Here is a 22,971-nt window from a genome sequence, read left to right as displayed (position 1 = left end):
GTATGACACGTAGATTCCTGCTTTCGCAGGAATGACATCGATCTTTAAGTCGACACCCATGCACTGTTGCTGGAATGACATAAACACCAAAAAATACGAGGATGAATGAATATTTTTAATAATCACTTACACGAAACGGATAAAGAAATTGATGAAATAATCAAGCATGAAAAGCTGCGTCAAAATAGCGTAATTGAGCTTATTGCATCAGAGAATTTCGTAAGTCCCGCAGTGCTTGAAGCTCAAGGATCGATTCTGACTAATAAATATGCGGAAGGGTATTCAGGTAAGCGTTTCTATAACGGTTGTGAGGAAGTCGATAAAGCTGAGAATTTAGCTATAGAGCGAGTAAAAAAACTCTTTAACTGTAAATATGCAAATGTGCAGTCTCATTCCGGTTCACAAGCAAATCAAGCTGTGTATCTTGCTTTATTACAGCCTGGTGATACAATTCTTGGTATGTCTTTAGATAGCGGCGGGCATCTAACGCACGGTGCAGCCCCGAATATGTCCGGTAAATGGTTTAACGCCGTTTCTTATAGCGTAAATAAAGAGACTTATTTAATCGATTATGATGAGATTGAACGCTTAGCGGATTTGCATAAACCAAAATTACTTATAGCCGGTTTTTCTGCTTATCCTCGTAATATTGATTTTGCAAGATTTAGAGAAATAGCGGATAAAGTAGGAGCTTACTTTATGGCAGATATTGCTCATATTGCCGGACTTGTTGCCACAGGCGAGCATCAAAGCCCTATTCCTTACACTCATGCTGTTACCTCTACCACTCACAAAACGCTCCGAGGACCGCGAGGCGGTTTAATTTTATCTAACGACGAAGAGATAGGCAAAAAGATAAATTCTGCATTATTTCCAGGACTACAAGGCGGTCCGTTAATGCATATAATCGCCGCAAAAGCCGTAGCTTTTTTAGAAAATTTGCAGCCTGAATATAAAAGCTATATTAAGCAGGTAATAAGTAATGCTAAAGCTTTAGCAAGTAGCTTGCAAGAAAGAGGATATGATATATTAACAGGCGGTACCGATAATCATATTGTTTTAGTGGATTTGTGTAAAGACGGGATTACCGGAAAGCTTGCTGCTAATTCTTTGGATAGAGCAGGGATTACATGTAATAAGAATGCTATCCCCTTTGATGAAACTTCGCCTTTTATCACTTCAGGTATTCGTCTTGGCACTCCGGCATGCACTACTAGAGGATTTAAAGAAAAGGATTTTGTATTAGTCGGTCATATGGTAGCAGATATTTTAGACGGCTTAAAAAATAATGAAGATAATGGTAAAGCCGAGCAAAAAGTACTAACTGAAGTAACAAAACTAATTAAATTATTTCCGTTTTATACTCGGTGAATTTCAAAAATTGGCGTTGTCGTTCTATAAGAGTGCAGGTAGCCACGTATTATTATACGCTCCGCTCCTTGCCTTGTGAACTCCTCGCTCTTTTTGAAATTGACCTTCGTATACAACTATTCATTTCACAGGAGTATATGTCTAATTTAAACAAAAGACCGGATTGGATAAAAGTAAAAGCTCCGAATTCCGCAGAATATTATAATACAAAAGATTTAATAAAGAATCTGAGATTAAATACTGTGTGCGAGGAAGCTGCTTGTCCTAATATCGGTGAGTGCTGGTCGAAAAAACATGCAACCGTGATGATTTTAGGTTCGGTTTGTACTAGAGCCTGTAGGTTTTGTAATGTCAAAACTGGTAGACCGGATTTGCTTGACCCGCACGAACCGCAAAGGTTAGCGGAAGCGGTACAAAAGTTAAATCTTAAGCATGTAGTAATTACTTCCGTCGATCGTGATGATCTTGATGATGGCGGAGCTACGCATTTTGCGGAGTGTATTAGCGAAATTAGAAAATCATCGCCAAATACTACTATTGAGATTCTAACTCCTGATTTTTTAAGAAAAGAAGGAGCAGCTGAAATAATAGCAAATGCAAAACCTGACGTCTTTAACCATAATGTCGAAACAGTCCCGTCTTTATACAAAACGATTAGACCAGGAGCTAGATATTATAATTCTTTAAGCTTACTTCACAATATCAAAAAATTATCTCCTGAAATTTTTACAAAATCCGGTATGATGGTAGGGCTTGGAGAAGAAATAAGTGAAGTAATACAGGTTATGGATGATTTAAGAGAAGCAAAGGTTGATTTTCTAACTATAGGGCAGTATCTGCAACCTACTAAAAATCATGCTGAGGTCGCAAAATATGTTACTCCCGAAGAGTTTAAATATTTAGAGCGAATAGCAAGAACAAAAGGATTCTTGATGGTTTCGGCAACCCCGCTAACCCGTTCTTCATACCATGCCGATGAGGATTTTCAAAAATTAAAAGAGAATTACCAGCAGCGTCATTGCGAGGAGGCATGGCCTGCGTGAATCAATTTCACCTTTGTCATCCTGTGGCTTGACCTATAGTACCGGACAATTTTTAAAAAGCTCTCGATGTCATCCCTGCGAAAGCAGGGATCCATGCTAAAAAAACCTTGATTTCAAAGATTTTTTTATTAGATAATTTTTTTTCAAATAAAGCTTTTTTAAAGCTCGATTTATCTCGCTTTATTTTGGATTCCTGCTTCCCCAGGAATGACATAAAGTGAAAATTGTCCGGTACTATAGGTCAAGCCACGGGGTGACAGTGAAAAGTACTGGATTCCCGCTTTTGCGGGAATGACATTGATGTGATAGGATTAAGAAATGATAAACGTAGAAATCATAAAAAATTACGACAAATGGCGTGAGCATAAGCAGATAAATAAGAGTTTAATCAAAAAAATAACTCAAAATGTTTTATTGCGGTTTGATAATTTTAGTAAAATAAAACAATTTGAATTATCAATTTTACTAACAAATACTGCAGAAATATTGACCTTAAACAAACAATTTCGTAATATAGAAAAAGCTACTAACGTTCTTTCTTTTCCAAGCAACGAATTAAATTGGCAGGATTTATATTCTAAACTTGAATTTTTAGGCGACTCTGATTATATACATTTAGGTGATATAGCATTTTGTTATGAGGTAATATATAATGAATCGTGCGAGCAGCAAAAAAATTTTGAGAATCATTTTATTCATCTTTTAATACATAGTATTTTACACTTAATTGGGTTTGATCATCAAAATGACACAGAAGCAAATATTATGGAAAATCTAGAAATTGAAATATTATCATATTTCGGTATTTCTTCCCCTTATTAACTAAATAAAAAAATTTATGTTAAAATCTTCAAAAAAAGAAGATTCTAGTAAAAAAAATCAAAATAATAAGTTAATTTTTACTGTACGAAAATTATTCTCTCCGATAAAAAATTTTTTTAGAAAAACAAAAACGCCTGATAATTTTTTTGGTGTCATAAAACGCCTTAAAATTAATAGCCAAAAAATGACTTTAGACGAGCGTAATATTTTAGCTAATTTATTGGAGCTAGAAGATAAAACTATTGAAGATATAATGGTACCGCGTTCCGATATTGCGGCAATAAAATTAACTACGAATCTAGAAGAATTAAGTGAGTCTATTAAGTTAGAAGTTCCACATACACGAACTCTTATATATGACGGTACTTTAGACAACGTAGTAGGGTTCATTCATATCAAGGATTTGTTTAAAGCATTGGCTACAAAGCAAAATGGTCGTTTAAAAAAGCTTATACGTAAGCATATAATTGCAGCTCCTTCTATGAAATTATTAGATTTGCTAGCAAAAATGCGTCGTGAGAGAACGCATATTGCAATAGTTGTTGATGAGTATGGCGGTACTGACGGTTTAGTTACTATTGAAGATCTTATAGAAGAAATAGTAGGGCGAATTGATGATGAGCATGATCAGCAATTAGATAGCGATAATTTCAAGGTTATTAATAACTCAACAATTATTTCAAATGCACGTGTTGAAGTAGAAGTGCTTGAAGAAATAATAGGAGAAAAGCTAAAAAATGATGATGATGAGTTTGATACGATAGGAGGACTCGTATTGACTAGAGTCGGTAGTGTTCCGGCTATCGGTACTAGAATAGATATTTCAGAAAATATTGAAATTGAAGTTACGGACGCAACTCCTCGTTCTTTAAAACAAGTCAAAATTAGATTAAAAAACGGCTTGAATAGTAAATGAATACGAATTTAGAGTCGGTTTGTCCTATAAATTCGTTAAAAATATTTTGTTATTATATTTCAGTATTATATTCTACTTCTCCAATTAATCTTTCTTCTTGGGTATTTGTTTCCATATAATAATTATAACAGGCTTCTCCTACTTTAATTGCAGCTAATGTTCCCATTATGCCGGCAGCACATGCCATAGCAATTTTTAAAGGTGGATCAATTACTACTACATAAATTCCAACAGCACACGCTCCTACTACTGCAAGCTTACCGTACCAAGGGTTTGTATTATCGTTTACTATTTCATTGATTATTTCTTTAAGCATAAATATAAATCTATTAATTAATATTAAATTTTAGAAGCATAATATATAACTAAGTATTAATTGATTGTCAATGATAATTACCACGAAACATGGTAAAATATAATTTTATAACATTATTTTTATTTGACTTAGCAGAGAAATTTGAGTTAAATATCGAAGCTCTATACATAAAAAATTGTCGTTATGAATGAATTACATATTAAACTACAAAATTACAGTAGCACATATCCTGAAGAAATTGTTACAAAAACAAAAATGCTTGAATTTTTAAATGAATATGACAACCCTTTTAGCCGAGATTTACAAATAGGGCATTTCACTGCTTCAGCTTTTTTACTTAATAATGATAAAACGAAATTTTTATTGATGCACCATAGAAAGCTTGATAAATGGCTTCAACCAGGCGGTCATTGTGATGGAGATAGTAATATATTAAATGTAGCGGTTAAAGAAGCTATAGAAGAATCCGGAATTAATGAGATTAAAACGATAAATAGGGAGATTTTTGATATAGACACCCATTATATTCCGCAAACTCATAAGGAGCCTGCTCATTATCACTATGATGTACGATTTTTACTAAAAACAGTAGATAATGATAATTTTATAAAAAACAACGAATCGAATGAACTTAAATGGTTTAACTTTTCTGATTATTCAAAATTAGATATTGAGCTAGAACGTTCCGTTACTAGAATGATAGAAAAGTTTATAAAACTGAGGTCCTGTACACTTTTAATAGAATAATCATAATTATAGCTCTTTTTAGCTGCAAATTATAAGATTTTTTGGCACTGTCCAAATAAGTGTGTAAATTTCTCAAAGGTTGTATAGAAGAAAATATAACAAAAAGAGAAATTACAATGACACAGAAACAAAATGCTGCAATGGAACAAGCGATAGATTTATTGATCAATAATGATACAGATGTATCAATATTATTCAGGGAAGATGGTTTATTAAAAGAAATAACCAAGCGTCTTGTAGAGAGAGCTCTACAGTCTGAGATGAATAATCATTTAGGATATAGCAAGTACAATCAAAGTGATGCTCAGAATTCACGTAATGGTTATAACACAAAGAATCTGATTACAAAGAATGGTGCTGTTGAGATTGAAGTGCCAAGAGATAGAAATAGCAGTTTTGCACCATCATTAGTAGCAAAGCGTCAAAGAAGGCTTGATGGTTTTGATGATAAAGTACTATCTTTGTATGCTAAAGGTATGAGTTTATCAGATATAAAATTACAGCTTCAGGAGTTATATGGAGCTGATGTAAGCGAGAGTTTAATTAGCCAAATCACAGATGATATAATAGAGGATGTTAAGCTATGGCAAAGCCGTCCATTAGATCCAGTATATGCTATAGTATTTTTTGATTGTTTAATAGTAAAAGTACGTCAGGATAAACGGATTATCAATAAATCGGTATATGTTGCATTAGGTATTGATTTAGAAGGGCGGAAAGATATTTTGGGATTATGGATCAGTGAGAATGAAGGGGCTAAATTTTGGCTTGGAAATTTTACTGAGATGAAAAATAGAGGTATACAAGACATACTGATAGCATGTAGCGATAACCTTAATGGTATGTCTGAAGCTATAGGTGCTGTTTTTCCAAAGACGGAGCATCAATTATGTATTGTACATCAAATTAGAAATAGTTTACGATATGTATCATATAAGGACCGGAAAGAGCTTGCTGGTGATTTAAAACCTATTTATACACTAGCACAGAAAAAGAAGCACTTTCCGCTTTAGAGGCTTTTGAATCTAAATGGAATAAACAATATCCTCAAATTGCTAAATCTTGGTATGTTCACTGGGATAATTTAATGATTTTCTTAGGATACCCTGAAGAAATACGGAAAATAATTTATACAACAAATGCTGTGGAATCTGTTAATAGTCAACTCCGAAAAGTCACAAAAAATAAACGTGTTTTTCCAAATGATAATGCTGTTTTTAAAAGCTTATATTTGGCAATTGATTACATGACCAAAAAATGGTCCATGCCCATACCAAATTGGAATGCGGCTATGGCTCATTTTTTAATAAAATTTGACGAAAGAATCTAGGCTTTTGGAAAAGTTTACACACTTAATCGGGAAGACTCTCGACTTGTGAACTCCTTGCTCTTTTTGAAATTGAGCGAGTATATCAAATCCCTAAAGTATCTCTATAAAGTTCAAGCATAGCATCTTGCTCGGCAAGTTTATCTTTATCCAATTTCTTTAGTTTTAATATAGATTTCATAGCTTTAACATCAAATCCATGTGAAGAAGCATCTTGGAAAATATCTTTTACTTCTTGAGATAAATCAGCTTTTTCTTGTTCTAATCTTTCTATTTTGCTTATATATTGCTCTAATTGTTCTTTTACTACTACTTCTGACATAAAAAATCGTTTAACCTTTTTGAATTTACTATATAATACAAATATACTGCTTATCTTTCAAGAATTGTTCTTTCATTTTATCAAGGATTCGCATCCTCACCTATTAAGTATAGGCTGCGGGTGTTCACCTATCAAAATAAAATGAGGGTTCTTGAAATACAAGCAGTATATAACTTTTATTCAACGAAATATTAATAATGCAAATTTATCCTTTAAGACTTTTACCTAATAAAATCGATTTTGATTTTATGAATTTTAAAAAAGTCAGTTACAGTTTCTCAATTATTTTATCACTCATTAGCTTTATTTGGATCGGTATATATAAATTTAATTTCGGTATTGATTTTGCCGGCGGTATAGTTATTGAAGTAAGGCTTGATCAAGCTCCTGATTTACCAAAAATGCGGGGGGTTCTAGGTGAGCTTGGAATAGGCGAGGTGGTCTTACAGAATTTTGGTAGTGAGCGTGATTTATCGATTAGGTTTGGTAGTAGTAGCGAAGAAAATCTCATGAAAAATATTGAGTTAATTAAAGCATCTTTGCAAAGTAATTTTCCGTATAAGTTTGAATATCGTAAGGTAGATTTTGTCGGTCCGCAAGTCGGTAGGCAGTTAATAGAAGCGGGGGCTATGGCGATGCTATTCTCTTTCTTAGCTATTATGGTTTATATTTGGGTGCGTTTTGAGTGGTATTTCGGTCTTGGTATACTTATTGCCTTAGTGCATGACGTAATACTCGCTCTTGGGTTTATGAGTATGACAAAGCTTGATTTTAACTTAAGCACTATTGCCGCAGTGTTAACTATTATAGGTTATTCCGTTAATGATTCGGTAGTAATATATGATAGGATTAGAGAAAATTTACGTAAATATCATAAAAAAAATATCACGGAAATTATAAATTTGAGTATCAATGAGACTTTATCAAGAACTATTTTAACGGTAATTACTACACTACTTGCCAATTTAGCCCTTATTCTTTTTGGCGGTGAGGCAATCCGTAGTTTTAGCGTCCTTGTATTTTTTGGGATAATAGCCGGTACTTATTCATCAATTTTTATCTCCGCTCCGATACTTACAATGTTTGCTAATAGAAAGTTTAATAAGAAAGTAATAGAAAGGTAAAAATCGTCATTGCGAGGAAAAACTGTAAGTTTTGACGAAGCAATCTCAGGAATATTTGACGAGATTGCCACGTCAAGGCTTCACTTTTCCTCGCAATGACGATTATTAATATAACACCATGACTTATAAAAATTTTTTATGCTAAAAGAAGAAGACAAAATTTTTACTAACCTACATGGTCAGCAAAGCCATGATTTGAAATCAAGCAAGAAGCGAGGCGATTGGGATAATACTAAAGCTTTGCTTGATAAAGGTAGAGAGTTTATTATTGAAGAGGTCAAGAAATCAGGGCTTAGAGGGCGAGGCGGTGCCGGGTTTTCTACAGGCATGAAATGGTCGTTTATGCCCAAAAATTCAGCGAAGCCTTGCTATTTAGTAGTAAATGCCGACGAGTCTGAGCCTGGTACTTGTAAGGATCGTGATATATTAAGGTTTGAGCCGCACAAATTAATAGAAGGTTGCTTGCTTGCAAGCTTTGCGATAGGAGCAAATGATTGCTACATCTATATTAGAGGTGAGTTTTATAATGAAGCTTCTAATATTCAGCGTGCATTAGACGAAGCTTATAAAGACGGGTTAATAGGAAAGAATGCTTGTGGCTCAGGTTTCGATTGTAATATTTATTTACATCGTGGGGCGGGGGCTTATATTTGCGGTGAGGAAACTGCATTACTTGAAAGTTTAGAGGGTAAAAAAGGCATGCCTCGTTTAAAGCCGCCTTTTCCTGCCGGATTTGGGCTATATGGCTGCCCGACTACTATAAATAATGTTGAGTCTATTGCAGTAGTGCCGACCATTTTAAGACGAGGAGCTAGTTGGTTTGCTTCTATCGGTAAGCCTAACAATACCGGTACTAAGATTTTCTGCATATCGGGGCATGTTAATAAGCCTTGCAATGTTGAAGAGGCAATGGGAATTTCGTTAAAAGAATTGATTGAGAAATATGCCGGCGGTGTTCGAGGTGGTTGGGATAATCTTAAAGCCATAATTCCGGGCGGTTCTTCCGTGCCTTTACTTCCTAAGTCATTATGTGAAGTGGATATGGATTTTGATAGTTTAAGAACCGCAGGTTCCGGACTTGGTACAGGTGGTATTATAGTTATGGATAAATCTACCGATATTATTTATGCAATAGCACGCTTAAGTAAATTTTATATGCATGAATCATGCGGGCAATGTACTCCCTGCCGTGAAGGTACGGGCTGGATGTGGCGAGTTATGATGCGGCTAGTTAAAGGTAATGCCCAAAAATCCGAGATAGACGAACTCCTTAACGTTACAAAAGAAATAGAGGGGCATACTATTTGTGCCTTAGGTGATGCGGCAGCTTGGCCAATCCAAGGGCTGATACGCCATTTTAGAAGCGAGATTGAGGAGAGGATAAAGGGGTGGTCCAGTGCTATATGAACGTTCAAGATGTCATTCCTGCGGAAGCAGGAATCCACAAAATAACCAATTTTAATGTTAGTACAATAATTATATATTTTACTAGATTCCTGCTTTCGCAGGAATGACATCCACCCATAAAAAAGAAATAAATTATGCAAACAGATAATACAAAATCAAACACTAATAAAACAGCTAAGCAAGAGTGGGGGTCTTTTGCTTTTGTAATATGTATCGCTTTACTTATTAGAATACTTATTATGGAGCCGTTTACCGTTCCGACCGGTTCTATGAAAGCAACCATACTTGAGAATGACTATATATTTTCTACGAAATATAGTTATGGTTATAGTAATTATTCTTTATCTTTTTTTGATTTTATTCCTCTTTTTAAAGGGCGAATATTTGCACGTGAACCGGAGCGTGGCGATATTGTAGTTTTTCGTCCGCCTAACGATATGAATGTTAGATATATAAAGCGTTTAATAGGGCTACCCGGCGATAAAATTCAATTGATTGATGACGTAATATATATTAACGATAAAAAAATAGAACGCACGGAAGTTGGAACTTATATTAGCGAAGAAGGAATAAAATATTTGAAGTTTAAAGAAACGCTGCCAAACGGTAGAACGTATTTTTCTTATAAGCTTGCTCCTATTTTTGGCGTTATATATAATGATAGATACGGTAATACGGATGTTTTTTATGTACCTGAAGGAAAATATTTCTTTTTAGGGGATAATAGAGATCAGTCAAATGATAGTAGAGTAAATCTTGGATTTGTACCGTTTGAAAATTTTATTGCTAAAGCACAATTTATTTGGCTCTCAACAAAAATAACTTGGTGGGATAATGATATAGGAGTTATTAATCTAGTACTAAAGTTAAAGCCATGGATTGAATCTGTTAGGTTAAATCGAATTTTCAGAAACCTTTATAGTACGGATGAGTAATGGTAGCATTTGAGAAGTTAGAAAAATTACTAGGCTATAGTTTCAAAAATAAAGAGCTTTTAATAGAAGCGTTGAGTCATCCGTCTTTAAGACAACATCATGAGTATAAGGATGATAAAGATTATGAACGATTAGAGTTCTTAGGTGATGCTGTATTAAATTTAGTAGTCACGGAAATTTTATTTAAGAATTTTGCAAATTATAATGAGGGAAATTTAGCTAAAATTAGATCATATTTAGTTTGCAAAGAAACAATATGTGTGGTTGGGACCAAGCTCACTTTAAAAGATTATATAATTATGACTCATGGTGAAGAAGTAGCAGGCGGGCGGGATAATCCTAATAATATAGAAAATGCTACGGAAGCTTTAATTGCAGCTATATATCTTGATAGTAATATTGAAACAACCCGTAATATTATCGGGAAATTATGGGCAGAATTTATAAAAATTCAGAATTTAACGGATTATGATCCAAAAACTGCTTTACAAGAATGGGCTCAAGCGAGTAGCCATCACCTACCTATATACCGTCTGATAAAAAGAGAAGGTGCAGCCCATTCATCAACTTTTACGGTGCTTGTGAAAGTAAAAGATTATAAACAAATAGGTACAGGGCATTCTATAAAAGAAGCCGAAAAAAACGCAGCAAGGAAATTATTGCATAAGCTCAAATAAATAATTATCAAAATGTAATATAACAGCGAGAGGGATAATATGATAAAATACCTAAGATTTTTATTTGCTGCTTTTTTGTCAATCATTGCACCAATCAGTAAAGCTGAAATAAATAGTAACACTGTTTCCTATATAGATTATGTTGATGAAGCCAATAAATTATATAAATCCGGTCAGTATAGTTTAGCTCTTGAAGCCGTTAATAAAGCTATACATTTAGATTCTGATAATTCGCTTTTATATAATCTTAAAGGTATAATTTTATGTAGATCAGATCACGCTAATTTAGGTCTTGAAGCTTTTAATAAAGCTATTGAATTAAATCCCAATGATTTAAGTTTTTATAGTAATAAAGGTATGGCTTTAGCTCAGTTAGGTAAATATGACTTAGCTCTTGAAGTTATTAATAAAGCTCTTGAGTTAGATCCTAAAAATTCTGATGCTCAGCGAGTTAAGCGATTATTAATACAAAAATTAGGAAATTAAGGTACGTATAATATATGTCAACTTTATGACTAAGCAAAAAACTATATCTTTCTGTATAATAGGACGACCAAATAGCGGGAAGTCGACTTTGCTAAATAGAATAATCGGTGAGAAGCTTTCAATTGTTACCCCAAAAGTTCAAACGACTAGGTCAATTATTACCGGTATTATTACCTTAAAAGATACGCAGGTAATTTTATACGATACGCCGGGAATATTTGAGCCGAAAGGAACGCTTGAGAAGGCGATGGTAAGATGTGCATGGTCTAGTTTGCATAGTGCGGATTTAGTAATGTTAATTATCGATAGTTTAAAACCGTTTGATGATGTAATGCACGATATTTTAGATAAACTTCGCTCACTTAATATTGTTCCGATATTTTTATTGAATAAAATAGACATCGAATCAAAATATCTAGATGACATTAAGGCTTTTTTAACGGAAAATCATCCTGATAGTTTGCTTTTTCCTATATCTGCTTTATCGGGCAAAAATATTGATGGATTACTTGAATATATAACAGGTAAGGCAAAAATTTCTCCTTGGCTTTATGCAGAAGACGACATAACGGATTTACCAATGCGTTTTATTGCGGCAGAAATTACAAGAGAGCAATTATTTTTTAATTTGCAGCAAGAGCTACCTTATAAATTAACCGTACAAACCGAAAAATGGGAAGTGCTTAAAGACAAATCCATAAAGATTAATCAAGTTATAGTAGTTTCAAGAGAGAGCTACAAAACTATAATACTCGGTAAAAACGGCTCTAAAATCAAAGAGATAGGGGCAAAATCTCGAATGCAAATGGAGCGGTTTTTTGGCTTCCCTGTTCATTTATTTTTATTTGTTAAGGTGCGTGAACTGTGGGAGAATAATCAAGAATTTTATCAATATATGAAGATATAATCAATTTAAACGTCATTGCGAGGAAATTACAAAGTAATTGTACGTCCGCAATCTCAGGATATTTAATGAGATTGCCACGCTCCGAGCAAATGCTCGCAATGACGATTTTAGAAAAATAAAATAATAACAATGATAGTACTTGGGATTGATCCGGCACTTGGGAGCCTTGGATGGGCGGTGGTTGCAAAGGATACCGCAAAGCTGAAATATTTAGCTAGCGGTATTATTAAAACAAATAGTAAAGATGAAATTCATAATAGACTTGCCTTTATTAACAGTACATTAGAAAAAGTAATATTAGAATATCAACCAAATATGGCAGCGATTGAAGAAACATTTGTTAATACTAATAGCGTGACTTCGTTAAAGCTCGGCTATGCTAGAGGTGCAATAATGTCGCTGATCGGTAGATATAATTTGGACATGCGGGAGTTTAAGCCGAATATGGTAAAAAAAACTGTAACCGGCTATGGTCATGCAGAAAAAGACCAAATTTTGCATATGATAAAGTTACTTCTGCCTGGAACTTCTGCTATTACCAACTCTGATGAAGCTGATGCAGTTGCAATCGCTTATACTTGTCATGTTATGAGAGTTTAAATGAATCCGGTTATAATATTAGTTGCCCCGCAAATGGGTGAGAATATCGGTGCTACTGCAAGAGCGATGAAGAATTTCGGCTTAAATGAGCTTAGAATCGTAGCTCCAAGAGACGGCTGGCCTAATGAGCAAGCACGTAGTAATGCAGTCGGAGCGGTTAATATTATAGATAATGCAAAAGTTTATGATAGTCTTGAAGATTGTATTAAAGACCTCGAATATTTATATGCTACTACTTGCATTAAAAGGGCTATGAATAAAGATTACGTATTTTCACAAAATTTGCCTTTAGATTATCCAAATTCTGCAAAAGTCGGGATAATGTTCGGGAGAGAAAATAACGGGCTTAGTAATGAAGAAATCTCACTTGCCAATAAGATTATCACTATTAATACAACCGAATTTAGCTCATTAAATATTGCTCAAGCCGTTATTATTATATGCTATGAATTATTTCGTAATTCTACGCCTAGAGAGGATATTTATAATATTCAAAAATTAGCTACTAAAGAAGAAATAGAGCATTTTTTAGCAAATTTATTCGGCAAACTTGATAAAGCCGGCTTCTTCAAAGCTCCTGACAAAAAGCCCGCTATGCAGCAAAATATCACTAATATATTTACACGTATCAATAGCCTCTCTTCCCCTGAAGTTCAGACACTGCAAGGCATTATAAAGTCTTTGTATACTCGATGAACTTCAAAAATTGGCGTCGTCGTTCTATAAGAGCTGTGGTGCTCACGTATTAGTATACGCTCCGCTCCTCGCTTTATGAACTCCTTGCTCTTTTTGAAGTTGATCTTCGTATACCGATTCTTCATTTACTCGAGGTATATTTAATAATTTCTTAAGTTCAGGAACATAATTTCTTATCCGGCTATAGATTTCATCGGCAAGTTTTTTATCGTAAGTATGAGATGTCATATTACGATCAGTAAGCATAATAAACTCTCATCATTTATAATACCGGTAATAAAAGCTTCCCTTATCACTTCTTTAGGATAGTGAAGAACTGTGCCTTTTTGAGAAAAATATTCTTTTAAAAACTTCCAAGCAAGTTCAAAAGTAAACTCAAATCTTCTAATCGTTGCATCAATATAAGCTCTATCTTCTGTTGTCGGTTTTAAATAGATATCTTCAAGCGTTATAAAAGCTTTATGAAATTTTCCAAGTTTAAGGTTTATTTTTGACATATATTTTTTAATAAAGATTTAATAATTTCAGCTACTCTTTCTGCTTCATTTAAGGGTTTGTAGCTATATTCCTCTAGCATCGTTACTGACTCATCAAAAGTTTTTGCTATTTTCTGCTCTACTAACTGCTTTATAAAAATCTTATGCTTTGAGGAATTAAAATTTGATGGGCAGAATATATAAAGAGGCTTGCCGCTTGAAGCTACCTCGCTGCACATGGAAATCGAGTCGGCTGTAGAGATTATATATTTTGCATTAGCAAGCATAGCTATATATGGATTATATACCGTAGATACTTCAAGATTTGGTACGTCAAATTTCGGGACTCGCCTGTGCTCACGTATTATTATACGCTCCGCAGGCTCGCCGCTTATTTGACTTCCAACTTTTGAAGTATCTACGGTATAGCCTGTGTCTTCGTTCGGGTCATAAATAATTGTGGAAGACGGCATATTATTTTTAATAATTGATTTTACGGCTTGTGGTGTACGTCTACTGAAACTAATGAAAAAAGGTATTTGTTGATTAGTATATATTTTATTTAATAATGAAGAAAATAAAATTGCTTCATCTTCGTTGAAGTTAAATTTTTTATTATTCCCACCGATTATCGCGGCAATAAAATGTTTAAGATCAGGATAATGTTTTTGGAGTTCTAAGCTTGCAGCAGCAAACTTTTCGGTTACGTTGTTGATAGCTCCATTGATGGGGATGATGTTTTTGTACTCGGTGTCATTCCCGCATAGGCGGGAATCCAGTAGTTCTAATACTTTTTTTTGGATTCCTGCTTTCGCAGGAATGACATTAAGAGCCTTGCAATGACGTTGATCATGATAAGGCAGAATAACGGCATCAAATGCATAATAAGGCAAAGAGGGTTGCATTATTTGTATTAACTGTATACTTTCAAATTTCTTTTTTAAATAAAATGCTAAAACTGCTGTTCTTCTGCCAGCGGTAATTATCATATCAGGTAAAGGTTTCGCCATAATATCTTGCAATAGCTCACTTTTTATATGAATAGGATAATATTTTAGTAAGAAATTCGGTAGCTTAGCTAAGCAATTATACTGCAGTCTAATTATTGTATATTCTTCCGTTAGTTTTTCTGCAAGTGCAATAGCCTGATTTGTGTTGCCTGTTCTATCATCCGCCAATACGTATATTTTCATTATAAATATTCTTTTAAAGGTAATGTTAATAAATCTGTTAGAGGTAGTGATTTATCGCAAGCATCGGCTATTTGCGGCATAATCGGAATTTGAGCGATTAAGGGTATATTATATTTTTGCGATAAATGTCCGCCGCTATTACTTTCAAACATATAGCTCATATTCTCAATTATTCCCAAAATAGGTAAATTAAGTTTTTGATATAAATCTATAGAACGTATTACATCTATTTCCGATATTTTTTGTGGCGTAGTTACAATTATTACGCCGTCTAAATGATAATTCTCTAGCATACTTAAATGAATATCACCAGTTCCCGGTGGCATATCGATAATTAGATAATCTAAATTATCCCATTTTGTTACTGATAATAATTGATAAATGGTCTTACTCGCCATAGGACCGCGCCAAATAATTGCCGAATGGTCTTTAACAAAAAAGCCTATAGAAATAACTTGGATGCTTTTTACCGTTATCGGTATTATTCGTCCATCTTTCGTTTTCGGTACTTCGTTAATGCCGAATATATGGGGAATTGACGGACCGTAAATATCGGCATCTACTATTCCGACACGGTAATTTTCTAGACTCAATTGCTGAGCAATGAGAGCTGATATTGTAGATTTTCCGACTCCGCCCTTACCTGACGCTACTAAAATAATCTTTTTAACATTTTCTACAAAATGTTTTGGTTTTTGAGCTTTTTTCTCCATCGGTTTACTTTCGGTAAAAACAATTGTTATTTTATTTATTTCCGAAATCTCATTAAGCTTATCAATTGCTTTAGCTTTTAGTTCTTCGGCTTCTAACTTGTTTTTACCTGATATATCTATAGAAAAACCTATATTATTCCCCTTAATTATAATATCCGATATAACTTTATTTAAAAAAGTACCGTCTTTAAATATAATATGTTGAAGTTTATCGATAATTTGCTTTTGGTGTAAATCCGCCATAATTAAATTTCCTTTTTAAATCTATTAAAGCTCGTAACTTGACGTTATATACTATAATATATATAATCACTTAATCCTTAAAATAATATAAAAAAGCAAATGCTTAGTAAAAAATATAGCTCGATTTTAAAAAAATCCCCATGGAAAGATTTTGATTCTGATAAAGAAGATAACATATTCACAAGACCGCGTAAAAATCAATTTAATTTTGATAAATTTCAATTCCAGTTTAATTTTAATAGCAAAACAATAATTTTAGCTGTTGTTGCAGTGATTGCTTTATGGCTTGCTTCGGGTATTTATGAAATAAAAGAAGGTGAAGAAGCAGCGGTAATAAGATTTGGACGTTTTGTGCGTAAGGGCTACCCCGGGCTTAATTATCATTTGCCTGCCCCTTTTGAAAAGATAATAGTTGAGAAAGTTAAACAATCACGCCGAATTGAGATTGGTTATCGTACAAATAGCTCGGCACGTAGCGGTAGCGATAATACTAAAAATATTGCCAGTGAAAGTATAATGCTTACAGGTGATGAAAATATCGTTGCTTTAAATTGTGACGTAATGTGGCATATTAATAACCTCGAAGATTTTATTTTTAACGTACAAAGACCTGAAGAAACAGTAAAAGCAACAGTAGAAAGTGCTGTTAGAGAAGTAATAGGCAATACTCCTATTTCGTGGGTATTATCCGATCAAAAGCAGGAAATTACTTATAAAATAGAAAAATTAGCACAGAAGATACTGGATAGTTACAATGCCGGTGTTATGATTGAGAAAGTACAATTATTAAAAGCCGAACCGCCTGCCGAAGTAATAGACGCTTATAGAGATGTACAAACTTCAAAAGCAGATAAAGAGAAAGAAATAAATCAAGCTCAAGCCTATAATAATAAGATTTTGCCGGAAGCTCGAGGAGCGGCCGCAAAGATTATACAAGAAGCAGAAGGTTATAAAGAAGAAGTTATATCAAAAGCAGAAGGTGATAGCCAAAGATTTAATGCTATTTATAAACAATATACTATAGGTAGGCAAGTAACTAGAGATAGGTTATATTTAGAAGTAGTCGAAGAGATATTAGGTGGTTCAAATAAAACTATTATTAATAATGCACTACTACCGCATATGGCTATTAAACCGTAGGGGTGCTATGTCATTCCCGCATAGGCGGGAATCCAGTGTAAAGCGAGATAAATCGAGCTTTTAATTTCAAAAATTTGCCGTATTTATATTTTTTTTCTGGATTCCCGCCTACGCGGGAATGACATCGAGCGTGTTTTTCAAGCTATACGCAAATGACATTTAAACAACAAGGAATATTAAATTAAATGCAACAAAAGATTTATTATATAATTTTTACAATTGTTTTTGGGCTGATACTGATTTTTAGCTCCTTATTTTCAGTAGACCAACGCCAATCTGCTGTAGTATTCCAGTTTGGTGAAGCAGTTAGAACTATAGAAAATCCAGGGCTAAATATTAAAATCCCGTTTATTCAAAACGTTGAATTTTTTGATAAACGTCTTTTAGATGTTGAGGTTGAGGCAAAAGAATTAACGGCTGCTGACGGTAAACGAGTTATTGTTGATGCTTATGCCAAGTTCCAAATTAATAATCCCGTAATGTTTTATAAAACGGTACATGATTATCAAGGTGTGAAAATTAGGTTGACTCGTAATCTTGAATCGTCAATGCGTAAAGTGATAGGTAAAATTTCGCTAAGTAGTCTTTTAAGTCAAGAGCGTAGTAATGTAATGCTAAATATCTTAAATCAAGTAGACGGAGAAGCTAAAAGCTTTGGAATTGATGTTGTAGATGTTAGAATTTTAAGAGCAGATTTACCGAAAGAAAATAGTGCCGCTATTTATCGCCGTATGCAAACGGCACGTGAAAAAGAAGCGACCCAAATTAGAGCGGAAGGACAGGAAGAAAGCGTGCGTATTCGTTCAAAAGCAGATAAAGAAAGTAAAATAATACTTGCTAAAGCTTATAGAGATGCACAAATTATTAAAGGTGACGGCGATGAAAAAGCGGCAAAAATATATAATTCCGCTTATTCCGTCGATCCGGAATTTTATAAATTTTATAGATCACTTTTAGTATATAAAAATTCTTTAAAGAAAGAAGATACTAATTTTGTGATTTCACCGGATGCGGAAGTTTTAAAATACCTAAATCTAACTAAGTAGTATGATGAACCTGAAAATAGTTCTTATTTTAATAGTTTTAATATCAAGTAACATTGTTCTAGCAAAAGAAAATAGTAAATCTTTAAAAGTAGCGGAGCAAGAAGAGAATGAATTTACGGCAATAAATTCTGCTCCTTTAAAAGTAAGTGAAGCTGCCCGTTATAGCTTTGCTGATATAGTTGAGCCGTTAATTCCTGCAGTTGTTAATATTTCAACAATAGAATATGTTAATAGTAAGTCGGAAAATGCTGAGAAAGATCCGCTGCAAGAAAAAAAGCCTTTAGACTTCATTAATGATTTTTTAGAAAAGCTAAATATACCGCTGAATTTGGAAGAAATCGATCAAACTCCTAAAAGCGTTCCGCTTGGTTCAGGGTTTATTATTGAGCCTAACGGTTTAATAGTGACAAACTATCATGTAATTGCAAATGTTGATAAAATTAATATAAAACTTGCAGATAATACCGAATTATCGGCTAAATTAATAGGTAGCGATACTAAAACCGATTTAGCTCTCTTAAAAATAGATAGTGAGGAACCGTTACCGTTTGTTGAGTTTGGAGATTCAAATGATGCAAGAGTAGGAGACTGGGTTATTGCAATCGGTAATCCATTTGGTAATCTAGGCGGTACGGTGACAAGCGGTATTATTTCCTCTAAAGGGCGGGATATTGATATAGATACGGATAATATAGTCGATAATTTTATTCAAACGGATGCTGCAATTAATAACGGTAATTCCGGTGGTCCTATGTTTAATTTGGATCAAAAAGTAATAGGCGTAAATACGGCAATTTTTTCACCGCTCGGTACTAATATAGGTATTGGTTTTGCAATACCGTCAAATACTGCAAAGCCCATAATCGAACGTCTTAAGAAAGATGGAAAAGTAAGTAGAGGACGCCTTGGAGTAACAATACAAGATTTAACCGAGGAAATTTCTGAAGGGTTAGGGCTTAAAGATACTAGGGGGGTGTTAGTAGCTAAAGTACAAGAAGACGGTCCAGGTGATAAAGCAGGAATTAAAACAGGTGATATAATAATAGAGTTTGCAGATATACCGGTTAAAAATACTAAAAAATTGCGTGTAATTATTGCAGATGCTCCTATTGATCAGGAAGTAAAAGTAAAAATACTTCGCGATAAAAAAGAGCTTGAATTACCTATTAAAATTACTTCAGATAATGAAGAAGTTACCAAAGATTCTACAGAAGAGACCAATAAAGAAGAAATAACAAACAAAGAAGAAAGTAATTTATCTATTACTAAAAATAATATTACTTTTAGTAATTTGACTGAAGAATTAAGACAACAATATAATATTCCGAGCGATAAAGCTGGAATAGTTATAACCAATATTGATGAAGAAGAAAGCAGTTTCAAAATTGGCGATCTGATAACCAATATTAATCAGGAAAGCATAGATGATATAAATAAGCTAGAAGAATTATATGAAAGTGCTAAAAAATCAGATAAGCAAAATATTTTGCTTTTGATTGAAAGGGGCGATACAAGTGTATTTGTGCCGTTATCGGTGGTGTAGAGTCCTGTCGTCATTGCGAGGAAATACGAAGTATTGACGAAGCAATCTAGTAAAAAAGTCCTGAGATTGCTTCAGCCACGTTGTGGCTTCGCAATGACGTTAAAAAGTCAAGCCATACAATAATAATACCTAAATAATTTATGAATGAAAAAATAGCAATTTTAAGTGCATACAGTTTTGTTAATATAGAAGAACCGGCGAATTTGATACCGAAACTTTTGCTTATCGGTAAAAAAAATATGTTAGAGGTACTATTTTATTAGCTAACGAAGGTTTTAACGGTTCTTTTTCAGGTTCATACGAAAATGTAAATCTTGTACTTGAAGAATTGATAAAACTAACCGGCCCCAAAGATGTTAACGTTAAAATAAATTATAGTGATGTTCATCCTTTTCATAAGCTGAAAGTCAGACTTAAGAAAGAGATTGTAGCGATGAATGTTGATTTATTTAAAGGTGAATATATAGAGCCGAAAGATTGGGACGAATTTATCACCAAACAAAATGTTATAGTAATAGATACTCGTAATGATTATGAAGTAGAGGTCGGTACATTTAAATCGGCAATTAATCCTAATACCAGAACATTTAAACAGTTTCCCGCTTGGGTTCAGCAGAATCAAGAATTGCTCAAAGGTAAGAAAATTGCTATGGTCTGTACAGGCGGTATCAGGTGTGAAAAATCCACTAGCTTACTTAAAAGTATAGGTTATGAAGAGGTATATCATCTAAAAGGCGGTATATTGCAATATTTAGAAGATACACAAAATAAAAATAATTTATGGCAAGGTGAATGTTTCGTCTTTGATGATAGGAGAGCAGTAGCGGATGACTTATCACCCGCAGAAGGGCATTGGTTGCAGAGATAGAGGTTGTGGATACCCGAATCGTCATTGCGAGCAGCCATTGTTGCGTAGATACCAAAACCGTCATTGCGAGGAGCGAAGCGACGTGGCAATCTCAGGATTTTGGCACGAGATTGCTTCGTCAAAACTTACAGTTTTTCCTCGCAATGACGTGATATAAGTTTTTTATTATTAATATTATGACTAAAACCAAACAAGAAATTTATAATAAGCGTCCGACTTCGCCGCATTTAAGCATATATAAGCTGCAAATTAGTTCTACTTTATCGATTTTGCATCGTATGACCGGCGTAGCTCTATTTTTTGCAGTATCGATTTTGGCGTGGTGGTTGATTCTTAGCAAATATGACAATAATTATTTACAATTTGCTAATTGCTGCATTATAAAAATATGCTTAGTAGCAGTAAGCTACGCTTGGTTTTATCATTTATGCAACGGCATCAGGCATTTATTTTGGGATATCGGTTACGGCTTTTCTATAAAAGCAGTTAATATCACCGGTTGGTGTGTAGTTGTATGTTCTATATTATTAACTATGTTACTATGGGTATAAAAGTATAAATAAGAATAATGAAAACCACTTTACCTGAACGTTCTTTAAAGATTGAAGCAAGGCTTAATTTTATAGTGCAGCAAATTTTAGATATTGCACAAGATAAAATTGCCATGATTATCTTGTATGGTTCGTTTGCTAGAGGTGATTGGGTACGTGATTTACCTAACGGTTATCATAGCGATACTGATATTTTGATAATTCTAAAAAAAGGTAAATATAAAGGACATGCTGCTTTAAGATTAGAAGATAATATATATAAAAGATTAGAAAAGACGGGCATAATAAAAAATCAGATTATTCCATATGATTCAGAGATATCCATAATTCTTGAATCAATAGACGAGGTAAATAGGCAGTTAGAGAAAGGGCGTTATTTTTTCACTGATATTAAGAAAGAAGGAATTCTTTTATATGATAGCAGCGAGTTTGTTTTAAGAGAAGCTAAAGAGTTACCTTGGAGCGAGGTAAAAGAAATTGCTAAAGAAGATTATGAGCAATGGTATGAAAGAGGATATGGTTTTTTAGATGGAGCATATAACTTCCTCGAAAAACAAAAATATGCATTAGCAGCTTTTATGCTTCACCAAGCCACGGAAAGTTTTTATAGTACAATTTTATTAGTTTTTTCTCGTTATAAGCCAAAGTTGCATGATATAAAAAAATTAGGGGGCAAAGCAGAAAACTACAATAGTGAGTTATTGCAAGTATTTCCTATAGCAACGCCGGAGCAAAAAGAATGTTTTGAGTTGCTTCAAAAAGCATATGTTGATGCAAGATATAATAAAAATTATAAAATTACCAAAGAACAGCTTTTATATTTGATTGATAGAATTGAAAAGCTAAAACAAATAACAGAAAAAATATGTTTAGAGAAAATTAATGGTATATGATTTTAAAGCAGAAATTGTAAAAGCAAAAAATAGCGGTTCTCATCATTGGTTATTGCAAAGAGTAACGGGGATTATATTAGCTTTATGTTCTATATGGTTAATATATTTTACGCTAACTAACAAAAATAATGACATAAATATTATTATGTGGGAGCTTAAAAAGCCTTTTAACGTAGTAGCCTTGTTAATTACGGTGGCTATTTCGTTGTATCATGCAATGCTTGGTATGCGTGTAGTGATTGAGGATTATGTAAGTTGTCACAAATTACGTAATACATTGATTGTAATAGTACAATTATTTTGTATTGTGACTATTGCAGCTTTTGTAGTAGCGATGTTTTATAGGGGATGAATGTTACTAGATAAATTTGAAGAAGCTGAAAATATAAAGCTAAGATTGTTACGTAATGCTGTAGGTGTAGGAATATATCAAGCAGAGAATAATATATTTAGCGAAAAATCAATTTTAGATTTGATTGATGATGAGTAAGTTTTCGTAAGTAGTCATTGCGAGGAGAGGCGAAGCCTCGACGCAGCAATCTCAGGAATTTCGTACTGTTTCATGAGATTGCCACGCTCTCTTCGTTCGCTCGCAATGACGTTGACACA

At 33.7% G+C, this 22,971-nt stretch carries 26 protein-coding genes and 3 pseudogenes; 22 read left to right on the top strand and 7 right to left on the bottom strand.

Features of this window, described 5'->3' with window-relative positions:
* Positions 1-105: 105 nt before the first annotated feature.
* From glyA to tlyC, 4 genes are all read left to right on the top strand, one after another.
* A complete protein-coding gene (gene glyA, locus RF_RS06275) occupies positions 106-1,371 on the top strand; it encodes a serine hydroxymethyltransferase (protein WP_011271493.1) in 1,266 nt (421 codons plus the stop codon).
* A gap of 137 nt (positions 1,372-1,508) precedes the next feature.
* Positions 1,509-2,414 (top strand): lipoyl synthase, encoded by a 906-nt coding sequence (gene lipA / locus RF_RS06270; protein WP_039595182.1) that lies wholly within the window; start codon positions 1,509-1,511, stop codon positions 2,412-2,414.
* 318 nt (positions 2,415-2,732) lie between these two features.
* Complete coding sequence (gene ybeY, locus RF_RS06265; RefSeq protein ID WP_011271491.1) at positions 2,733-3,236, top strand: rRNA maturation RNase YbeY; 504 nt, start codon at positions 2,733-2,735, stop codon at positions 3,234-3,236.
* Between the two features lie 16 nt (positions 3,237-3,252).
* Complete coding sequence (tlyC, locus tag RF_RS06260; protein ID WP_011271490.1) at positions 3,253-4,152, top strand: hemolysin C; 900 nt, start codon at positions 3,253-3,255, stop codon at positions 4,150-4,152.
* 52 nt (positions 4,153-4,204) lie between these two features.
* On the opposite strand, the gene RF_RS06255 is transcribed toward tlyC, so the two are convergent.
* Positions 4,205-4,468 carry a hypothetical protein gene (locus RF_RS06255; RefSeq protein ID WP_011271489.1) on the bottom strand — a complete coding sequence of 88 codons (264 nt, stop codon included), beginning with the start codon at positions 4,466-4,468 and terminating at the stop codon, positions 4,205-4,207.
* A gap of 306 nt (positions 4,469-4,774) precedes the next feature.
* Between RF_RS06255 and RF_RS06250 the strand changes: the two genes are divergently transcribed.
* On the top strand, positions 4,775-5,215 hold the full coding sequence (locus RF_RS06250; RefSeq protein ID WP_269432632.1) for an NUDIX hydrolase: 441 nt from the start codon (positions 4,775-4,777) through the stop codon (positions 5,213-5,215).
* A gap of 116 nt (positions 5,216-5,331) precedes the next feature.
* Positions 5,332-6,545: pseudogene (locus tag RF_RS06245) on the top strand (IS256 family transposase).
* Positions 6,546-6,627: 82 nt separating this feature from the next.
* Here the strand turns inward: RF_RS06245 and RF_RS06240 are convergent.
* Positions 6,628-6,864, bottom strand: coding sequence for a DUF2312 domain-containing protein (locus RF_RS06240; RefSeq protein ID WP_004996682.1), 237 nt, complete (start codon positions 6,862-6,864; stop codon positions 6,628-6,630).
* Between the two features lie 197 nt (positions 6,865-7,061).
* Here RF_RS06240 and secF point away from each other — a divergent pair, with 197 nt between their 5' ends.
* The 8 genes from secF (at position 7,062) to RF_RS06200 (ending at position 13,696) form a co-directional block, all read left to right on the top strand.
* Positions 7,062-7,988, top strand: coding sequence for a protein translocase subunit SecF (gene secF / locus RF_RS06235; protein WP_011271487.1), 927 nt, complete (start codon positions 7,062-7,064; stop codon positions 7,986-7,988).
* Positions 7,989-8,126: 138 nt separating this feature from the next.
* The gene (nuoF, locus tag RF_RS06230) at positions 8,127-9,395 is read left to right on the top strand and encodes an NADH-quinone oxidoreductase subunit NuoF (protein WP_011271486.1); all 1,269 of its coding nucleotides are present in this window, start codon (positions 8,127-8,129) and stop codon (positions 9,393-9,395) included.
* Positions 9,396-9,529: 134 nt separating this feature from the next.
* Positions 9,530-10,330, top strand: a complete 801-nt coding sequence (gene lepB, locus RF_RS06225; protein ID WP_011271485.1) for a signal peptidase I — start codon at positions 9,530-9,532, stop codon at positions 10,328-10,330.
* Positions 10,330-11,007 (top strand): ribonuclease III, encoded by a 678-nt coding sequence (rnc, locus tag RF_RS06220; protein WP_011271484.1) that lies wholly within the window; start codon positions 10,330-10,332, stop codon positions 11,005-11,007. Before lepB ends, rnc begins: the two co-directional genes overlap by 1 nt.
* A 39-nt stretch (positions 11,008-11,046) precedes the next feature.
* The gene (locus RF_RS06215; protein ID WP_011271483.1) at positions 11,047-11,493 is read left to right on the top strand and encodes a tetratricopeptide repeat protein; all 447 of its coding nucleotides are present in this window, start codon (positions 11,047-11,049) and stop codon (positions 11,491-11,493) included.
* Positions 11,494-11,518: 25 nt separating this feature from the next.
* On the top strand, positions 11,519-12,400 hold the full coding sequence (gene era / locus RF_RS06210; protein WP_011271482.1) for a GTPase Era: 882 nt from the start codon (positions 11,519-11,521) through the stop codon (positions 12,398-12,400).
* 129 nt (positions 12,401-12,529) lie between these two features.
* Positions 12,530-13,000 (top strand): crossover junction endodeoxyribonuclease RuvC, encoded by a 471-nt coding sequence (gene ruvC, locus RF_RS06205; RefSeq protein ID WP_011271481.1) that lies wholly within the window; start codon positions 12,530-12,532, stop codon positions 12,998-13,000.
* Positions 13,001-13,696, top strand: a complete 696-nt coding sequence (locus RF_RS06200) for an RNA methyltransferase (RefSeq protein ID WP_011271480.1) — start codon at positions 13,001-13,003, stop codon at positions 13,694-13,696. It begins immediately after the preceding gene.
* A gap of 42 nt (positions 13,697-13,738) precedes the next feature.
* Here the strand turns inward: RF_RS06200 and RF_RS11650 are convergent, their stop codons facing one another.
* Genes RF_RS11650 through RF_RS06185 form a run of 4 tightly spaced genes read right to left on the bottom strand, consistent with a single transcriptional unit; the run spans position 13,739 to position 16,321 of the window.
* Positions 13,739-13,924, bottom strand: coding sequence for a hypothetical protein (locus RF_RS11650; protein ID WP_268747338.1), 186 nt, complete (start codon positions 13,922-13,924; stop codon positions 13,739-13,741).
* Positions 13,921-14,193 (bottom strand): HI0074 family nucleotidyltransferase substrate-binding subunit, encoded by a 273-nt coding sequence (locus RF_RS11645; protein ID WP_011271479.1) that lies wholly within the window; start codon positions 14,191-14,193, stop codon positions 13,921-13,923. Before RF_RS11645 ends, RF_RS11650 begins: the two co-directional genes overlap by 4 nt.
* Positions 14,181-15,365, bottom strand: coding sequence for a mitochondrial fission ELM1 family protein (locus RF_RS11640; protein ID WP_011271478.1), 1,185 nt, complete (start codon positions 15,363-15,365; stop codon positions 14,181-14,183). The genes RF_RS11645 and RF_RS11640 overlap by 13 nt, the downstream gene beginning before the upstream one ends.
* A complete protein-coding gene (locus tag RF_RS06185; protein ID WP_011271477.1) occupies positions 15,365-16,321 on the bottom strand; it encodes an Mrp/NBP35 family ATP-binding protein in 957 nt (318 codons plus the stop codon). The genes RF_RS11640 and RF_RS06185 overlap by 1 nt, the downstream gene beginning before the upstream one ends.
* A gap of 99 nt (positions 16,322-16,420) precedes the next feature.
* Here RF_RS06185 and hflK point away from each other — a divergent pair, with 99 nt between their 5' ends.
* The 3 genes from hflK to RF_RS06170 all read left to right on the top strand — a co-directional run bounded on the left by hflK (position 16,421) and on the right by RF_RS06170 (position 20,050).
* On the top strand, positions 16,421-17,461 hold the full coding sequence (gene hflK, locus RF_RS06180) for an FtsH protease activity modulator HflK (RefSeq protein ID WP_011271476.1): 1,041 nt from the start codon (positions 16,421-16,423) through the stop codon (positions 17,459-17,461).
* A gap of 185 nt (positions 17,462-17,646) precedes the next feature.
* Positions 17,647-18,507, top strand: coding sequence for a protease modulator HflC (gene hflC / locus RF_RS06175; RefSeq protein WP_011271475.1), 861 nt, complete (start codon positions 17,647-17,649; stop codon positions 18,505-18,507).
* Between the two features lies 1 nt (position 18,508).
* Positions 18,509-20,050 carry a Do family serine endopeptidase gene (locus tag RF_RS06170; RefSeq protein ID WP_011271474.1) on the top strand — a complete coding sequence of 514 codons (1,542 nt, stop codon included), beginning with the start codon at positions 18,509-18,511 and terminating at the stop codon, positions 20,048-20,050.
* 6 nt (positions 20,051-20,056) lie between these two features.
* Here RF_RS06170 and RF_RS12070 read toward each other — a convergent pair.
* A pseudogene (locus RF_RS12070) lies at positions 20,057-20,149 on the bottom strand (DNA-binding protein); the annotation flags it as partial.
* A gap of 41 nt (positions 20,150-20,190) precedes the next feature.
* Between RF_RS12070 and trhO the strand changes: the two are divergent.
* From trhO to RF_RS10110, 5 genes and pseudogenes are all read left to right on the top strand, one after another.
* Positions 20,191-20,918: pseudogene (gene trhO, locus RF_RS06165) on the top strand (oxygen-dependent tRNA uridine(34) hydroxylase TrhO).
* A gap of 176 nt (positions 20,919-21,094) precedes the next feature.
* Positions 21,095-21,469 carry a succinate dehydrogenase, cytochrome b556 subunit gene (gene sdhC, locus RF_RS06160; protein WP_011271471.1) on the top strand — a complete coding sequence of 125 codons (375 nt, stop codon included), beginning with the start codon at positions 21,095-21,097 and terminating at the stop codon, positions 21,467-21,469.
* A 17-nt stretch (positions 21,470-21,486) separates the two neighbouring features.
* Positions 21,487-22,362 (top strand): HEPN domain-containing protein, encoded by an 876-nt coding sequence (locus tag RF_RS06155; protein ID WP_011271470.1) that lies wholly within the window; start codon positions 21,487-21,489, stop codon positions 22,360-22,362.
* Positions 22,352-22,714 (top strand): succinate dehydrogenase, hydrophobic membrane anchor protein, encoded by a 363-nt coding sequence (gene sdhD / locus RF_RS06150; protein WP_011271469.1) that lies wholly within the window; start codon positions 22,352-22,354, stop codon positions 22,712-22,714. The genes RF_RS06155 and sdhD overlap by 11 nt, the downstream gene beginning before the upstream one ends.
* A complete protein-coding gene (locus RF_RS10110) occupies positions 22,715-22,852 on the top strand; it encodes a hypothetical protein (RefSeq protein WP_011271468.1) in 138 nt (45 codons plus the stop codon).
* The last annotated feature ends 119 nt before the right edge of the window (positions 22,853-22,971 follow it).

The organism is Rickettsia felis URRWXCal2, assembly GCA_000012145.1.
Classification (GTDB): Bacteria; Pseudomonadota; Alphaproteobacteria; order Rickettsiales; family Rickettsiaceae; genus Rickettsia; species Rickettsia felis.
This window is presented reverse-complemented; position numbering and strand designations above follow the sequence as displayed.

Coding starts and splice junctions, on each gene's coding strand:
- RF_RS11640 (WP_011271478.1), bottom strand. CDS start 15,365: ATGAAAATATACGTATTGGCGGATGATAGAACAGGCAACACAAATCAG.
- era (WP_011271482.1), top strand. CDS start 11,519: ATGACTAAGCAAAAAACTATATCTTTCTGTATAATAGGACGACCAAAT.
- RF_RS06200 (WP_011271480.1), top strand. CDS start 13,001: ATGAATCCGGTTATAATATTAGTTGCCCCGCAAATGGGTGAGAATATC.
- RF_RS06215 (WP_011271483.1), top strand. CDS start 11,047: ATGATAAAATACCTAAGATTTTTATTTGCTGCTTTTTTGTCAATCATT.
- RF_RS06240 (WP_004996682.1), bottom strand. CDS start 6,864: ATGTCAGAAGTAGTAGTAAAAGAACAATTAGAGCAATATATAAGCAAA.
- nuoF (WP_011271486.1), top strand. CDS start 8,127: ATGCTAAAAGAAGAAGACAAAATTTTTACTAACCTACATGGTCAGCAA.
- RF_RS06185 (WP_011271477.1), bottom strand. CDS start 16,321: ATGGCGGATTTACACCAAAAGCAAATTATCGATAAACTTCAACATATT.
- lipA (WP_039595182.1), top strand. CDS start 1,509: ATGTCTAATTTAAACAAAAGACCGGATTGGATAAAAGTAAAAGCTCCG.
- RF_RS06255 (WP_011271489.1), bottom strand. CDS start 4,468: ATGCTTAAAGAAATAATCAATGAAATAGTAAACGATAATACAAACCCT.
- tlyC (WP_011271490.1), top strand. CDS start 3,253: ATGTTAAAATCTTCAAAAAAAGAAGATTCTAGTAAAAAAAATCAAAAT.
- secF (WP_011271487.1), top strand. CDS start 7,062: ATGCAAATTTATCCTTTAAGACTTTTACCTAATAAAATCGATTTTGAT.
- RF_RS10110 (WP_011271468.1), top strand. CDS start 22,715: ATGTTACTAGATAAATTTGAAGAAGCTGAAAATATAAAGCTAAGATTG.
- RF_RS06155 (WP_011271470.1), top strand. CDS start 21,487: ATGAAAACCACTTTACCTGAACGTTCTTTAAAGATTGAAGCAAGGCTT.
- glyA (WP_011271493.1), top strand. CDS start 106: ATGAATATTTTTAATAATCACTTACACGAAACGGATAAAGAAATTGAT.
- ruvC (WP_011271481.1), top strand. CDS start 12,530: ATGATAGTACTTGGGATTGATCCGGCACTTGGGAGCCTTGGATGGGCG.
- rnc (WP_011271484.1), top strand. CDS start 10,330: ATGGTAGCATTTGAGAAGTTAGAAAAATTACTAGGCTATAGTTTCAAA.
- ybeY (WP_011271491.1), top strand. CDS start 2,733: ATGATAAACGTAGAAATCATAAAAAATTACGACAAATGGCGTGAGCAT.
- sdhC (WP_011271471.1), top strand. CDS start 21,095: ATGACTAAAACCAAACAAGAAATTTATAATAAGCGTCCGACTTCGCCG.
- lepB (WP_011271485.1), top strand. CDS start 9,530: ATGCAAACAGATAATACAAAATCAAACACTAATAAAACAGCTAAGCAA.
- hflK (WP_011271476.1), top strand. CDS start 16,421: ATGCTTAGTAAAAAATATAGCTCGATTTTAAAAAAATCCCCATGGAAA.
- hflC (WP_011271475.1), top strand. CDS start 17,647: ATGCAACAAAAGATTTATTATATAATTTTTACAATTGTTTTTGGGCTG.
- RF_RS06170 (WP_011271474.1), top strand. CDS start 18,509: ATGATGAACCTGAAAATAGTTCTTATTTTAATAGTTTTAATATCAAGT.
- sdhD (WP_011271469.1), top strand. CDS start 22,352: ATGGTATATGATTTTAAAGCAGAAATTGTAAAAGCAAAAAATAGCGGT.
- RF_RS11645 (WP_011271479.1), bottom strand. CDS start 14,193: ATGTCAAAAATAAACCTTAAACTTGGAAAATTTCATAAAGCTTTTATA.
- RF_RS11650 (WP_268747338.1), bottom strand. CDS start 13,924: ATGACATCTCATACTTACGATAAAAAACTTGCCGATGAAATCTATAGC.